We start from the raw sequence: 15,322 nt of genomic DNA on the forward strand, positions 1-15,322 counted from the left end.
ACGCCAGATCGAAAGAACGCGGTCGCAGCTTATGACCGAAGGAAATCCAGTAGGACGCCGCTCCTGCAGGAACCGCGACGAACAGCGCCGCGAGGCCGTCAGAGCGCGGTCGCGACTCGCGTCGCTCCTACCCTGGACTGCGGCGAGCGACGACGCCAGATCGAAAGACCGCGGTCGCGGCTTGTGACCGAAGGAAATCCAGTAGGACACCTACTCCTACAGGAAGCTGCCACCAGTAACGCCCTCTCCCAGCCGAAATAGCCCGATCCGTCCTCGGCTATCATCTCCAACCACCGCCCGCACGGCGCCAGCCAGGGCCGTACAGCCGCCAGAGCACGCAATGACCCTACCCGCCTCCTTCGACGCCTTCCGCATCCACAACGACGCCAGCGGCTACCGCAGCGGCATCGAGTCGGTCTGCCTGGACGATCTCGCGCCCGGCGAGGTGGTGATCAAGACCGCGTACTCGTCGATCAACTTCAAGGACGCGCTGGCCGGCACCGGCGAAGGCAAGATCCTGCGCCGGTTCCCGCTGGTCGGCGGCATCGACGTCGCCGGCCACGTGGTCGCCTCGAGCGATCCGGCGTTCAAGGAAGGCGACGCGGTGCTGGTCACCGGTTGCGGCCTGAGCGAGGTGCGCGACGGCGGCTACGGCCAGTACGCGCGCCTGCAGGCGCAGTGGACGATTCCGCTGCCGGCCGGGCTGAGCCTGCGCGAGAGCATGATCCTCGGCACCGCCGGCTTCACCGCCGCGCTCGCCCTGCATCGCATGCTCGACAACCGGCAGACGCCGGCGCAGGGACCGCTCGCGGTCACCGGCGCCACCGGCGGCGTCGGCTCGCTCGCGCTGGACATCTTCAGCCGCGCCGGCTTCGAGGTGCATGCGATCAGCGGCAAGCCCGAACAGGGCGATTACCTGCGCTCGATCGGCGCCCACGAGGTGCTCGGCCGCGACGCCCTGCAGACCGCGCGACCGATGGAGTCGGCGCGCTTCGGCGGCGGTCTGGACAACGTCGGCGGGCCGATGCTGGCCAGCCTGCTTGCCCAGACCGCGCCCTACGGCAACGTCGCCACCGCCGGCCTTGCCGCCAGCCACGAGCTGGCCACCACGGTCATGCCGTTCATCATCCGCGGCGTATCGCTGCTCGGCATCGCCTCGGCCGGCACCGCAAGGAGCATCCGCGACGAGATCTGGCAGCGCCTGGGCAGCGATTGGAAGCCCGCGCATCTGGACCGGATCTGCACCCGCGAAGTCGGTCTGGCCGAGCTGCCGCAGGTATTTCCGGGCATGTTGGCCGGCGGTTCGGTCGGCCGGACCCTCGTCGTGATCTAGTTGGCATTGCAGCGGCGCGGCGCGTCGCTACAATCGGCCGCAGGTTCTTGGGGGAAACACATGGCGCGTATTCTGATCGTCGACGATTCGCCGTCCCAGCTGAAGGGCATTCGTCGCATCGTCGAAAAACTGGGGCATGAAGCCTTGACCGCAGAAGACGGCGCCGCCGGCGTCGAAGCGGCCAAGCGCGAGCTGCCCGATATGATCCTGATGGACGTGGTGATGCCGAACCTCAACGGGTTCCAGGCGACGCGCTCGATTTGCCGCGAATCCACGACGAAACACATCCCGATCGTGCTGGTCACGACCAAGGACCAGGACACCGACCGCGTCTGGGGCATGCGCCAGGGCGCCAAGGCCTACATCACCAAGCCGTTCAGCGAGACCGATCTGTCCGAGATCATCGCGCAGTTGCTGCCCTCGGCCGCCTGAATGCGTGGCGTGGAAGGCTTCTGATACAGGCCCAACCCACGCAGCAGACCGACGAACCCGGCGCGAGCCGGGTTTTTCTTTTCCAGGTGCCGCTGGCGCCGTCGCCGCACGGGCCAGCCCGCCGAGAGCGGCGCCGGCCAAGCCTGGCGCGACCGATGGCCGCGGCGGCGCTCAGACCCGCCGCCAATCCTCGCCGAAGGCCACCCGCATCGCCTCGTAAGCATCGTGCTGGGCCGGCGTTTCCGCTCGCGGCGCCAGCACTTCCAGTTCGACGATCTGGTCGCCCGCCGCCGTACCGGGCAAACCGCGGCCGCGCAGGCGCAGCTTGCGCCCCGCCTCGGAGTTGGCCGGGATCTTGAGTTCGACCGGGCCGCCCAGGGTCGGCACGCTGATGGTCGCGCCAAGCGCGGCTTCCCACGGCGCCAACGGCAACATGTAGATCACGTTGCGGCCGTCGACTTCGAAATGCGGGTGCGCGGCGTATTCGATCTCGAGCAGTAGGTCGCCGTGCGCGCCCTGCCCGGCCAGGCGAATCAGTTGCCCGGGTCGCACGCCCTTCGGCACGCGTACGTCGAGGGTCTTGTTGTTGACCGAAATGCGGATGCTGCCGCCTTCGTAGACCGTTTCCAGCGACACCGCGAGCTTGGCCCGGGTATCGCCGCGCGGCGGCGCGCTGCGGGCGCCCTGCTGGCCGAAACCGCCGGCCGCCGAACGGCCGCGCCCGAACAGGGTCTCGAAGAAATCGCTGAAGCCGCCGCCGGCGCCACCGCCGGCGAAGATCTCCTCGAAGTCGGGGCTGCCGCCGCCGTAGCCGCCCGCGGTGGGCTGCACTTCGTCGCCGGGCCGGTAGCCGCGTGCACGCAGCTGATCGTAGGCGGTGCGCTTGTGCGGGTCGCGCAGCGCCTCGTAGGCCTCGTTGACGGCCTTGAACTTCTCCTCCGCGCCGGCCTCCTTGCTGACATCGGGATGGTACTTTCGCGCCAGGCGACGATAGGCCGTCTTGATCTCGGCCTCGCCGGCGCTCGGCTCCAGGCCGAGGGTTTCGTAGTAATCCTTGAACTGCATCGTTGCTCCCCGCTCGCAAGCGCCATACGCGGCGCAGCCCACTCACGCCGTCTTGACGCATCATTAGCCTGACAGCATGGCGGCGACGATCGCGATTTCAAGTCGCGTTGACGCGGTATTTAGAACCTGCTGCCTAGACTCGAACCCCCACAGGAGATTTCCATGAGCATCCAGGTCGGCGAACGCCTTCCCGAAGTCGTACTCAAGCGCATCAACGAAGGCATCGAGAGCGTCGATACCCGGGCCCTGTTCGACGGCCGCAAGGCCGTGCTGTTCGCGGTGCCGGGCGCCTTCACCCCGACCTGCTCGGAGAAGCACCTGCCCGGGTTCGTCCAGCATTTCCAGGAGTTCCGCGACAAGGGCATCGAAGTGCTGTGCCTGGCCGTCAACGACCCGTTCGTGATGCAGGCCTGGGCGCAGAGTCAGCACGCTCCGGACGGCATGATCATGCTGGCCGACGGCAACGGCGACTTCACCCGCGCGCTCGGTCTGGAACTCGATGCCAGCGCCTACGGCATGGGCACGCGCGCCAAGCGCTTCGCTCTGTACGCAGACGATGGCGTGGTCAAGCAACTGCACGTCGAAGAACCCGGCGAGTACCGGGTGTCCTCGGCCGAGTACATGCTGCAACAGGTCTGAGCCACGGCCGGCCCGGATCGCTGCAGGTCCGGGCCGGCTGCTTCATCCACGCGCACAGCAGCGTTTCCCTTACAACCGCCCGCACGAGGTTTCCCCGCTCTCTTCCCCCGACCAGCCAGGAGGCACCATGCCTGCCAAGCCCGTCAGCAAGACCGGCGCCCGTTCGACGCCCGCGCAGCCGTCCGCCGGCAAACCCTCGGCGTTCGTCGCCGACCTCGCCACCATCCGCGCCCGTGCCCGCAAGCACATCGAAGACGGCGCGATCACCGACAGCTACCGCGCCGATCGCGAGGCAGTGATCAAGCTGCTCAACGAAGCCCTGGCGACCGAGATCGTCTGCGTGCTGCGCTACAAGCGCCACTACTTCATGGCCAGCGGCCTGATGGCCGACGCGATCAAGGCCGAATTCCTCGAACACGCCAACGAAGAACAGGTGCATGCCGATCGCATCGCCGAACGCATCGTGCAACTCGGCGGCGCCCCCGATTTCAATCCCGACGTGCTGTCCAAGCGCGCGCACGCCGAATACGTCGAAGGCACCGACCTGCGCGACATGGTCAAGGAGGATCTGGTCGCCGAACGCATCGCGATCGACAGCTATCGGCAGATCATCGATTACATCGGCGACCGGGACACCACCACCAAGCGCCTGATGGAGTCCATCCTGGCGCAGGAAGAAGAACACGCCGACGAACTGGCCGATCTGCTCAACGGTTTGACCGGCAAGTAAGCCGGAGTTACCGAGGCGGCGCTCCCCGCCTTGGTACGAGCGGCGTGAGGCCAGCTCCGTCGCTTCGGTTGTCGCGGCTTGCGCCGCTCCTACCCCGCGCCGATCGCGATCTTCGATCGGCGGCGACGGCGTTGCGTGCTCCGCGCGTCCCTCGGTCGCGGCTCATGCCGCTCCTACACGAGCAACTGCGTCCTGCCGCCGTAGGAGCGGCGCGAGCCGCGACCGCGATGCCTCCCGTTTGCGTCGCCGCCTCAGGCGGCTTCCCCCTGCTCGGCCTCGGCGAACAGGCCGCGGCCGAGCGCGAAGGCCGTGCGCAGATGCGCCGCGGCTTCGTCGGGGTTGGTGTGCAGCAACAGTTCCGAGGTCAGCACGCGGGCGCCGCAATAATCGAAGATGCCGTGGTCGATCTGGGTCTTCATCGCCACGTCGTAGCCGTGTTTGCGGTAGGTGCCCGGGCCGGCGCCGCCGACGCCGAGCAAATGCACGCGCAGATGCTGCAGTTTCTTGACCACCCGCCCGTCGCGTTCCTCGTAAGCCCAGCCGTTGGCGAATACCCGGTCGATCCAGCCCTTCAACAGGCCCGGCATCGACCACCAGTACACCGGGAACACCAAGGCCAGCGCATCGGCCCGGTCGATCCGCGCCTGCTCGGCGCGCACGTCCTCGGGCGCGGCAGCGCGCAGGTAAAAGCCGGCGACGTCGTCGTTGTTGAAGCGCGGGTCGAAGCCTTCGGCGGCCAGGTCGGCGACCTCGAAGGCGTGACCCGACTGCGACAGCCCGTCCGCCAGTTGCGCGGCGACGGCATGGGTGAGCGACTGCGGGTCGGGATGGGCGACGACGATGAGTGCGTTCATGAGGGTATCCGGCAAAAGAAAGATTAATTACCAAAAGTAACTTACTAGATGTAAGTTACCTTTCGTATGTTTCTTCGTCAAGCGCCAGGGCGCCCTGCGCGGGCCAACTCGCGCCTCGTGCGCGCCCTAGCGCAACACCCGGAACCTCACTCGCGACCAGGCACCGGTGTCGGCCAACGCGGTCAGGGTGTGCTCGCCGACTTCGCCGAAGTCGTGGTCGAAGCGCGCACGTCCCTGCGATTCGCCGATCAGGCGACCGTCGAGCAACCAGCGCACCCGCGCATCGCTGCCGAGCGCACGGATCGACAAACGCAGCGGCGTCGCGTTGCCGGGCGCGCGCGCCAGCGTGGCCTGGTCGTCGATGCCTTCGATGCGCAACTCCTCGACCGCATCGCGGCCATCGTCGCTGCAGTCCGGCGCCAACGGCGGCAAACGCGCGGCCTTGCGGGTGTCGGCGGCGAGCCAGGGCGAGGCCAGCGCCGGCCAACGCGCGAGTTCGCGCGAACGGCGTTCGTGCGGCTGGCTGCATTCGCCCGACAGGCGCAGGCCGCTGCGCGCATCGGCCTCATAGCGTTCGAGCCCGGCGTTCCACAAACGCGCATCGCGTTCGGCGAAGGTCGGCGGCACCGAGCCGTCGAGCGTCCAGGCCTGCAGACGCCTGTGACAGAGTTCGGGCGCCTGCGGATCCGGTGCGATGCCCAGCGGCCAGCAGATCTCGATCTGCTCGACGTTCTTCGGCGGCGGCCGCAGTGCGGCGTCGCCGTTCTGGCGCGGCAGGCTGTCGATCACCTCGAACAACAAGGGCAAGGCGGTCACCGCGCCGTACTGGCCCGGCAGCGGCGTGCCGTCCGGCCGCCCGACCCAGACCCCGACCGTATAGCCGCGCGTGCTGCCGAGCGCCCAGGCATCGCGGAAGCCGTAACTGGTGCCGGTCTTCCACGCCACCCGCGGCCGGCCGCGGGTGTCGAAGGTTTCCTCGACGCTGCCGGGACGCGGGTTGGCTTCGAGAATCTCGCGCACGATCCAGGCCGCGCCCGGCGACAGCAGCCGCCGTTCCAGCCTCGGCGCATCGCGCTGATAGCGCACCCGCCCGGCGATGCCTTCGCGGTTGAACGCCGAATAGGCACCGACCAAGTCCTCCAGGCGCGCGCCGGTGCCGCCGAGGATCATCGCCAGGTTCGGGCTCGCGCCGCGCGGCCACTGCAGGTCGATGCCTGCGTGGGCCAAGCGAGCGGAGAAACGCGAGGGCCCGACCCGGTCGAGCAGATCGACCGCGGGAATGTTCAGCGACAGGCGCAAGGCCGTCGCCGCGCTGACCGGGCCGTTGAAGGCGGTGTCGAAATTGCCCGGGCGATAACCGCCGAAGGATTGCGGCGCATCGACGAACAGGCTTTCGGAATGGATCAGGCCATCGTCGAGCGCCAAGCCGTACAGGAACGGCTTCAGGGTCGAGCCCGGCGAACGCCAGGCCTTGACCATGTCGACGTGGCCGAGCCGCGCGGCATCGCCGAAGGTCACCGAACCGACATAGGCGCGCGCTTCCAGACTGGCGTTGTCGACCACCAGCAAGGCCGCCGAGGTGCGCTCGGGCAGGCTGGAGAAATACGCCGATACGCGATCTTCCAGAGTGCGTTGCAGCTCCAGGTCGATGGTCGACGCGACCCGCAAGGCCTTAGGGTTCTCCACGCGCAAGCGCTGCGCCAGCAACGGGGCGAAACGCGGCGGTTGCAGCGAGCGCGCGACGACCGGTTCGACCCGCGCGTCGGCGACTTCGTCCTGCGACCAGACCTTCAGCGCCGCCATTCGCTGCAACACTTTGTCGCGCGCCTTGCGCGCGCGCTCGGGCTCGCGGTCCGGCCGCAGTCGGCTCGGCGATTGCGGCAGTACCGTCAGCAGTGCGGCCTCGGCGTGCGACAGACGCGACGAGGGCTTGCCGAGATACGCCCAACTCGCCGCTTCGACGCCTTCGACGGTGCCGCCGAACGGCGCCCGGTTGAGGTACAGGCCGAGGATCTCGCGCTTGGACAAATGCACTTCGAGCTGCACGGCGCGCAGCATCTGCCGGCTCTTCGACCACAGGCTGCGCCGGTTCTGCCCGGGCGCGGCATCGAGGATGCGCGCGACCTGCATGGTCAAGGTCGAACCGCCCGAAACCACCCGCCCGCTGCGCAGCCATTGGCCGGCGGCGCGCAACATCGCGACCGGATTGATGCCCGGGTGCTTCCAGAACCAGCGGTCTTCGTAGTTCAACAGCGCCTGCAGATACAGCGGCGAGACCTCGCTGTCGCGCACCGGATAACGCCAGACGCCGTCGCGGTCGGCGAAGGCGCGCAGCGGCGTGCCGTCGGACGCGGTGACCACGGCGCCGGCGTCGCGCGGTTTCGGCAATGGCAGCGGAAACGCGAGATCGAGCAGCATCGCCATGATCGCGAACAGCATCAGCGCCAGCGACGATTTCAGGACGACACGCCGCCGACGCGGGTCGCGCCGGGGCGGAACGGAGGGTTCGGTGGACAGGGTGGACACGCTACGACCGGCAAAGACCATGGTCAGCTTACGTCAGCGCGGCGCGCCGTTGCCCGGGAGGCAGCGGCGCGCCGCGGCGGGCGCTCAGCCTGCGACGTTGAACGCGGCCAGGCGCAGGCGTCCATCGATGAGGTGCAGGATCAGGCTTTCGGCGCCTTCCTGGCGTTCGACGCTCTTGCCGCCCTCGCCGTCGGCCACTTCCACCTCTTCGGCCGCCGCTGCGATCACCGACACCTCGGCGTCGATGAGGTCGTGGTTGCCTTCCTCGCGGTCGGCGTCCGGGTCGGGGCGGATGCTGATCGAATACGCCTCCTCGGTCTTGCCCTGCTGCCGCTTGCGCATCCCCACCAGCGTACCGTCCGGTTCGCTCTGGAAGGTCTGACCGATCACCTGCTCGATCGTTTCGGCATAAGTGTCGGCGCGCGAATCCGGGAACAGGTCGGTGTAGTGCTTCTCGGCCATGGCGCGGTCGATCTTGCCGCCGGCGGCCTTGGCGACTTTTTCCAGCTCGGTCTCGTAGATCGGCAGGCCGACCGCCTCGAGCGGGAAGTTCATGCGCCCGAGTACGATGTTCTTGTCGCGCATGCGGAAGGCCCGGCCGAGCTCGGCGAGTTCGGCGAGGACGCGCTGCTGCCGGCTCTGGTGTTCGGCTTGGGCGACGGTCTGGCCGTTCCACGCGTAGACGTAATAGTCGGTGGTCTTGGGGCGCGCCGCCGAACAGATGTCGATCGCGCGCAGGTACAGGCGGCCGGACGAAATCTTGTCGAGCTCCGGGCAGAACTCCGGCATGCCGGCTTGCGGCAGCGCCTGGAAATCCTGGCCGCGGCTCATCAGCACCACCAGTTTCTTCGACGCGGCCATGGTCGCATCGGGCGTGCCCTGGCCGAACAGGACCACGACGTCGTCGTGGCTGTCGCGGTCGAGGTCGCCGATCAGGTGTTCGAAGCCCAGCCGCTCGAAGCCGGGCTCGAGCTTGCGCAGCGCCGCGAAGGCGCGCTCGGCGGTGGCCTTCTGGGTCTCGCTCGCGGACGCCGGCACGGCGCTCGCGCCAGACTCGGCGCCCGCATTCTTCGCCGCGCCGGTATCGGCCGGGGCGGCGTCGGTGCCCGACTGGCAGGCCGCCAGGCCAAGCATCAGGGACAGTACGGCGATCTTGCGCATGTTCGCTCCTTGCGTGGGTGTCGATCGCGGCCTCGGGCCGGACCGTGGGCAGTACGAATGTTACGGCGCCACCTGGCGTCGGTCGCGCGCGCGTCGGATTTCAGACGTCAGACTTCATCGGAGTTGTGGTCGAGCAGGTACAGCTCGCCTTCGATCAGGCGGAAATTGGCGTGGTAATGGCTGCCGTCGCGTTGCGGCCATTCCAGCATGACGTCGGCATCGACCACGTAGCTGGCGTCGTCGGTCTCGACCAGGCCCTGGTCCGGGCTCAGGTCGATCTGCAGCCGATACTCACCGCTACTGTTGGCGTCGCGGCCACGCACCGTGGCCCGCCATTCGTCGCTGCCGAGCGACTGCAACCCCGCCTTGCGCAAGCGCTCGACCGCCTTGGCGAAAGCATCGCGCCGCGGCGCATCGACGAACAAGGAGCGATCGACGCCCTGCTCGGCCGGTGTCGGCGCCGCGCCGGGGCGGCTCGACACGGGGTGCTCGCGCAGATGACGGACCAACACCTCGTCGCGTCGTTCGCGCAATGCGGTTTCGATTTCGGCCAGTTGCGACAGGATGCGCTGCTCCGGCGATTCCTCGCCGAGCGGGCGCAGCCCCTGCCCCGACCATTCGTAGCGATGGTGGGCGATGGTCTTCGGGAACGGCACCATGCAGGCTTCGAGCGCGTCGACCCGCAGCACGCCGTCGACGATGTCGCGCAAGGCTGCGCAATAGCCGAACAGATTCTCGCCGTCGTCGGCCAGCAGTTGCAGCCCGCCCTCGCGCGCCATCAGCATGCGCACGTGATTGGCGACATGGCGCATCGCGCCCTCTTCGCCGATGCCGTACTCGACCGCGATGTCGTCGCGGCCGTCGCGATCGAGGTCGCCGATCGCGTAGTCGGCGTAGTAGCGGTCGAACTCCGGCGTGTCCTTGCGCAGCAAGGCCTCGGCTGCGCGCTGCAAGGGATGCGCCGCCGGCGGCGCCGCTTCGCTCGCCGGCTGGGCCGGGCTGGCGACGGCTTCGGCCACGGCTTCGGCAACGCCGGCGTCGGCGGTCGTTTGCGGCGGGTCCGCCGCAGGCGCGGGCGCTGTCGGCGCCGCGCAGGCCGCCAGCAGCGAGGCCAACGCGGCGGAAAGCATCGCGCTTCCCGCCGCCTTGCGCCGGGTCAAGGCTGACGCACCGTCAGCGAGGCCGGCGAGGCCCGGCCGACACCGCGCAGATCGGGACGGTACATGTCCTCGACCAACGACGGCGGCACCGTATACGTGCCGGGCGTGACCGCACGCACCAGGTAGAACACCCGCGCGGTCTGGTTCTGCTCGAGCTTGAGCGCGGCGATGTAGCGGTCGTCGCGGAACTCCTCGTGGCGGACTTCGGCGGCGCTGCTGCGTTCGGAAATCTCGATCCCGTCGACCACCACGCCGGCCCACTGCTTGGCGTCGCCGAGGTTGAAGTTCTCGATTTCCAGGCCGGCCGGCAGCAAGTCGGTGAGCAACGCATCCGGCATCGCGCGACGGGCCTTGATGGTGACCTGCACGATCAGCGCCTCACCCTCGACCAGGCCGCCGCCCGACCATTCCTTGCCTTCGGTCGTGTAGTACTTGCGCCCGACTTCGATCATCGAGCTGTCCGCGGCCGGCGCGGTACGCGGCACGCCGGCGATTTCCATGCTCGCGTACAACGGCGGTTGGCCGCTCGGGCTGAAGCTGACCCCGCGGGCGAGCGCGGCGTAGTCGAACACGCGGCCGATCAGCTTGGCCGGGTCGGCGTCCGACGCCGTGTCGCCGACCGTCCAGCGGCCGGAGATCTGCTTGCTCTGGTCGGCCATCAACGCCTTGCCGAGCCGCGCCAGGGCGACCTGCTCCTGAGTGCTGAGCCACAGCCAGCCGCTGTTGCGGCGCGCATCGAGTTCGCGGCCCATGCCGACCACGCGTGCCTCGTACTCGGGCTTGGACAGCTTGTGCTCGTGCACCAGGGCGATCATCAAGGCGTCGTCGCGCAAGCGGCTGCCGTAGTCGCCGAGGTACTCGGGACGCTCGGCCGGATCGCGCGCGAAACCTTCCTTGATCGCCTTGGCGCCGCGGCCCTTGTCGCCCTGCAGCGACAAGGCCAGGCCGAGATGGACCAGCGGCAGGCCGGTCAGGCTCTGCTTGCGATCGTTGTCGTAGAGCGCGCGCAGGGTGCCCAGCGGCGCGCGGTTGACGCGGGCGAGCACGTAGCCGGCATGGGCCTGATAGGCGAACTTGAGGTGTTCGCGGCGGTCGTAACCGTAGAACGAGGCATTGCCCGAGAGCAGATCCTCGTTGAGCACCTTCAGCGCCTTCTGCAGCATCGCCTCGGGCACGGCGAAACCGCCGTCGCGCGCGTCGAGCAGGAACTCGACCACGTACGGGGTGATCGCCGGGTTGACGTAGTCGCCGTCGCCCCACATCGAGAAATGGCCCGAACCGATCTGCATCGCCGCCAGACGGCCGAACGCACCTTCCATGCGCGCGCGCCGCTGCTTGGCGTCGAGGCCCTTGGCGCCGAGCATCTTGGCGGTGGCGTCGTCGAGTTCGAGCGCGGCATAGCCCTTGCTGGTGGTCTGCTCGGCGCAGCCGTAGGGGTATTCCAGCGCGCCCTGCAAGGCGCTGGCGAACGGGATCGGCGGCAAGGCGCTGATCACCATGCGCGCGTTGACCGAATCGGCCATCAACCCGTCGGCGAAATCGGCGCCGAGCTGGACCGTGCCGAGCTCGTCGAGCACGCGCGTGCGCGAACGCAGCACCGACGGCCAGGCCGGACGCACCGGCACGTCGTAGCGGCGGTCGACCTTGTAGCCGTTGCCGTCCACTCGCACTCGTACTTGCGCGGTCGTATAACCCTCGCGCGCGACGATCGGGAAGGTCAAGGTCCGCTTGGCTTCGACGCCGAGCGAGAGCTTGTGCTGGCCGTCGGACAGGCCGAGCGGGCCGATGCCTTCCACGCGCACCTCGAACTCGCCCGGCTTGCCGGTGAAGTTCTGCACGTCCAGGGTCACGTTGCTCTTGTCGCCGGGCGCGAGCACGCGAGGCGTGCTGGCTTCGGCGAGCACCGGCGCGCGCACCACGGTTTCGGCGTCGCGATTGCCGTAGCTGCCGCCGGCATAGACCAGGGCCGATACGCGCAGGGTGCCGTTGAAGTCCGGCACCGCCAGCTTGATGCGGGCGATGCCCTGGGCGTCGAGCTTGACCGGACCGGCGAACAGATCGACGGTCTGCACGCGCGCGGTCGGGCGCCGCGCCTGCGGCAACGCCTGCAAGGCCATGTCGCCGCCGAAGCGGATCTTGGCGGTCTCGCCTTCGTAGCTTTCGATGACCCGTCCGTAGACGTCGTAGCCGTCGACGCCGAGGCGGCGCTGGGCGAAGAAATGCGCGGCCGCATCCGGCACCGGGAAGCGGGTGATGTTGATGATGCCCAGGTCGACCGCGGACACGGTCACGTAGGCCTCTTTGCCGGCCAACTGCGGCGCGCTGACTACGACCGGCAGGTCCTGCTCGGGACGCATCAGCTTGGGCACGTGGAGGCCGACCGCGACCTTGCGCTCGCGCCGGTCCATCTTGACGTGGGCCACGCCGACCGCACGCGCGGGGGTGATCTTGCTCGGAGCGCTGCCGCCGCGGAACACCAACGCGGTCACGTAGACGTCGTGGCGCTCCCAGTCGGCGGTGACCGGGATCTTGAACTTGCTGCCGGCCTTGGCATCGATCGACTGCACGTACAGCATGCGATCGCTCTCGACCATCAACAGGCCCGGCCCCGCGTGCGGCGGAGTCAAGGTAACTTCGAGGGTGTCGCCGGCCTTGTAGGCGGTCTTGTCGAGCGCGAGCTTGACCTTGTCGGGACGCGCGTCGAGGCCGCGGTTCTGATCGTCCCAGCTCCAGCCGGCGCGGAACGGATAGCGCGTGGTCAGCTTGGTCGCCGGGTCGTAGACGTCGACCCGGTACTCGCCCCACTTGACCGGGAAGTTCAGCTTGACCGGCGCGGCGCCGACGTCGACGTTGCGCACTTCGATGTCTTCGTAGCGGCGGGTGAAGTCGTAGTCCCAACCGCCTTCGTCGCCGTAGTTCCAGTGATAGTCGCGGTGCTCGCGGACCAGGGTCACGCGCAGGCCGTTGGCCGGGCGCGGCTTGCCGTCGCTGCCGACGCGGGCGATCTCGAAGCCGGCGTTGCTGTCGGCATCGGTGCCGTCCTTGTCCTCGAACAAGGGACGCACGCCGACCAGCGCATCGGCCGGCCACAGCACGCGCTTGAGGCTGCGGTTGACGCTGCGGCCACCGGTCTCGTAAACGCTGCCGGTGACGATCGCGGCGATGGTGCTGACCGGCTTGGCCTCGTCGGGCAAGGCGATGTCCTGCTGCAGCTTGCCGTCGGCGCCCAGGCTGGTGTCGACGACGTCCTTGGCTTCCTTGGGCAGGGTGATGGTCGGGTCGCCGAAGAAATAGCCCGGCAACTGCTCCAGCGGATGCTGTTCGATCATCACCGCGAGCTTGGCGGTGAAACGATTGCCCGCGGCGGGCGCGCCGTACAGATAGGCGGCATCGACGCCGAGCTTGAACGGCTGGCCGGGCTTGAGCACGGCCGGCGCATCGAGTTCGAGTTTCAGGCGTTCGGGCAGGAATTCCTCGATGCGCAGGGTCATGCCCTGCACCGCTTCCTTGCTGCTCGGGTCGGTACGGAATTCGACCCGCCAACGGCCGGTGGCGGCATCGGCGGGGATCAGCTGCGCATGCCGCACATAGCCCTGCGCGTCGGGCTGCAGGCGGGTTTCCAGGAAGGTCTTGCCGTCCGGCTGCACGTAACGCAGGAACAAGGGTTGCAAGGCCTTGCCCTTGCTGTCGACCGGCTTGCCGTCCTGGTCGCGCAGCAGCGCCGACAGGCGCACGGTTTCGCCGGGGCGGTACAGGTCGCGGCCCGACCAGGCGAACACGTCGAACCAGGCCTGCTCGCGGCCGGCCACGGCGAACTCGGACAGGTCTAGTGCCGGCTGGTTGAACGGCAGCATCGACACGTCGCTGCCGCGCTGGGCGATCAGCACATGACCGGCATCGAGCTTGTAACCGAGCATGGCGTTGCCGTTGCCGTCGGTCTCGCCTTTCAGCATCGGCTCGCCTTCGGCGTTGAGCACTTTCAGTTCGACCCCGCTGACCGCTTCGCCGCCCTGCAGCGAGGCCACGTGCACGAACAGCTTGTCCTTGTAGGCGCGCGCATGCAGGCCGAGGTCGCTGACGGTGAAGAACGCGGTCTCGAACTCGTCCTTGAACTGGCCGGCGCGCTTCATCACCGCGAAGTACAGGCCCGGCTCCTGCAGTTCCTTGATGTCCTGCAGGGGCAGATAGGTCAGTACGCGCTCGTTGGGCTTGCCGCCGAGTACGAAGCGATTGACGTAGACCGGCTCGGCCAGCTTGGAGAGCGGCTTCTTGTCGTCCCAGTCGCGTTCCAGATCCCAGCTGCCGCGACGGCCGCCGCGCTGGTATTCGGAGAAGAACTTAGGCAGCTCCTTCTCCTTCACCCGCAGGAACTCGACGTCGACCTCGGGCACGTTGATCGATACCACCGGCAGGCCGCGGCTGTCGCGCGCCGGCAGCACGCTGCCTTGCGAGGCGAAACCGACCACCGGATCGAGCGGACCGGTGTGGACCGGCTTGCTGATCTGCTGGCCGATGCGGTCGCCGGCCGCGGCGGTCAACCCGGCCTTGATGGTGACCACGTAGTCCTTACCGGCTTCGACGTGCGGGAAGCGCAGGATCTTGCCATCCTCGTCGAGCACCCAGCTGCCCTGCACCGCCGCGCCGTTCTTGTCGGCCACCGCCAGCAGCTCGTCGAAGCTTTGGGTGCCTACCAGGGGCTGGCTGAATTCGAGGGCGATGGCGAGCTCGTCGCTACCCTTCTGATCGGGATAGGCCGCCACCAGGGCGAAGCCCTTGATCGCATCGCGCTTGGCCTGGATCGCTTCGCCGCTGATCTCCGGCAATTGTCCGCTGGTATCGCGCTTGCAGCCGGCGACCAACACCGTGGCCGCGATCAGCAAGGCCGCCGCGGCGCGGGCCAAGCCGCCGAAGCGGCGCCGGTCGCGTCGTGGCGCGATGTTCGAGAGAGGGGTCGTACTCGTGGGTCCGTCCAAGGGTGTGGCGCGCATCATGCGTATCTCTCGGGAAACTGCGACGGAGTATAGAGCCAGCGCACGCAAGCGGTAATCGTTGTGCTCTATGTCATGGATGCAGGACGTGGGCACGCTGCGGCTGTGAACCCAACGGCTTGTCACTGCGCAGCGATCGCTGTTCGGGCGTCGGCCGGACGCCGCTGGCGGACAGATTCGTCGCCCGGCTTGCGCATCGATCTGTGGCGAGACTCCGGTTTCCGCCATATACCCCCGGCCATGACGAAAGGTTATGGCCCGGATTATCTTCCGATAATCCAGGACGCATCACATAATCCAGGCCGCAAACATCACGTTCCAGGATTGACTGCACGATCCTAATACGGGCCGTCACCATTCGTGACTGCCGCTCCGCCTTGACAGCCCATGCGGCGCTCTCCCAGAACCCCATCGCGGTCACATAATAAAAACGA

General features: G+C 68.2%; 10 protein-coding genes. 4 read left to right on the forward strand and 6 right to left on the reverse strand.

Annotated elements, in window-relative coordinates; genetic code table 11:
* The first annotated feature begins 340 nt into the window (after positions 1 to 340).
* Positions 341 to 1,333: a YhdH/YhfP family quinone oxidoreductase gene (locus GLA29479_RS05090; RefSeq protein ID WP_057917871.1), complete on the forward strand. Its 993-nt coding sequence runs from the start codon at positions 341 to 343 to the stop codon at positions 1,331 to 1,333.
* A gap of 60 nt (positions 1,334 to 1,393) precedes the next feature.
* Complete coding sequence (pilH, locus tag GLA29479_RS05095) at positions 1,394 to 1,765, forward strand: twitching motility response regulator PilH (protein WP_057970974.1); 372 nt, start codon at positions 1,394 to 1,396, stop codon at positions 1,763 to 1,765.
* 171 nt (positions 1,766 to 1,936) lie between these two features.
* Here the strand turns inward: pilH and GLA29479_RS05100 are convergent, their stop codons facing one another.
* Positions 1,937 to 2,830 carry a DnaJ C-terminal domain-containing protein gene (locus GLA29479_RS05100; RefSeq protein ID WP_057917870.1) on the reverse strand — a complete coding sequence of 298 codons (894 nt, stop codon included), beginning with the start codon at positions 2,828 to 2,830 and terminating at the stop codon, positions 1,937 to 1,939.
* 162 nt (positions 2,831 to 2,992) lie between these two features.
* Here GLA29479_RS05100 and GLA29479_RS05105 point away from each other — a divergent pair, with 162 nt between their 5' ends.
* Entirely contained in the window at positions 2,993 to 3,469 is a 477-nt protein-coding gene (locus tag GLA29479_RS05105; protein WP_031370808.1) for a peroxiredoxin, read from the forward strand.
* 127 nt (positions 3,470 to 3,596) lie between these two features.
* Positions 3,597 to 4,199 carry a ferritin-like domain-containing protein gene (locus tag GLA29479_RS05110; protein ID WP_057970975.1) on the forward strand — a complete coding sequence of 201 codons (603 nt, stop codon included), beginning with the start codon at positions 3,597 to 3,599 and terminating at the stop codon, positions 4,197 to 4,199.
* 251 nt (positions 4,200 to 4,450) lie between these two features.
* Here GLA29479_RS05110 and GLA29479_RS05115 read toward each other — a convergent pair whose 3' ends face one another.
* The 5 genes from GLA29479_RS05115 to GLA29479_RS05135 all read right to left on the reverse strand — a co-directional run bounded on the left by GLA29479_RS05115 (position 4,451) and on the right by GLA29479_RS05135 (position 14,888).
* Positions 4,451 to 5,053 (reverse strand): NAD(P)H-dependent oxidoreductase, encoded by a 603-nt coding sequence (locus GLA29479_RS05115; RefSeq protein ID WP_057917868.1) that lies wholly within the window; start codon positions 5,051 to 5,053, stop codon positions 4,451 to 4,453.
* A gap of 126 nt (positions 5,054 to 5,179) precedes the next feature.
* Positions 5,180 to 7,492 carry a penicillin-binding protein 1C gene (gene pbpC / locus GLA29479_RS05120; protein WP_248842839.1) on the reverse strand — a complete coding sequence of 771 codons (2,313 nt, stop codon included), beginning with the start codon at positions 7,490 to 7,492 and terminating at the stop codon, positions 5,180 to 5,182.
* 171 nt (positions 7,493 to 7,663) lie between these two features.
* Positions 7,664 to 8,740, reverse strand: a complete 1,077-nt coding sequence (locus GLA29479_RS05125; protein WP_057970977.1) for a hypothetical protein — start codon at positions 8,738 to 8,740, stop codon at positions 7,664 to 7,666.
* Between the two features lie 107 nt (positions 8,741 to 8,847).
* Complete coding sequence (locus GLA29479_RS05130) at positions 8,848 to 9,870, reverse strand: hypothetical protein (RefSeq protein ID WP_057970978.1); 1,023 nt, start codon at positions 9,868 to 9,870, stop codon at positions 8,848 to 8,850.
* Positions 9,871 to 9,896: 26 nt separating this feature from the next.
* On the reverse strand, positions 9,897 to 14,888 hold the full coding sequence (locus tag GLA29479_RS05135) for an alpha-2-macroglobulin family protein (protein ID WP_082638975.1): 4,992 nt from the start codon (positions 14,886 to 14,888) through the stop codon (positions 9,897 to 9,899).
* Positions 14,889 to 15,322: the final 434 nt, after the last annotated feature.

It is taken from the genome of Lysobacter antibioticus (assembly GCF_001442535.1).
GTDB lineage: Bacteria > Pseudomonadota > Gammaproteobacteria > Xanthomonadales > Xanthomonadaceae > Lysobacter > Lysobacter antibioticus.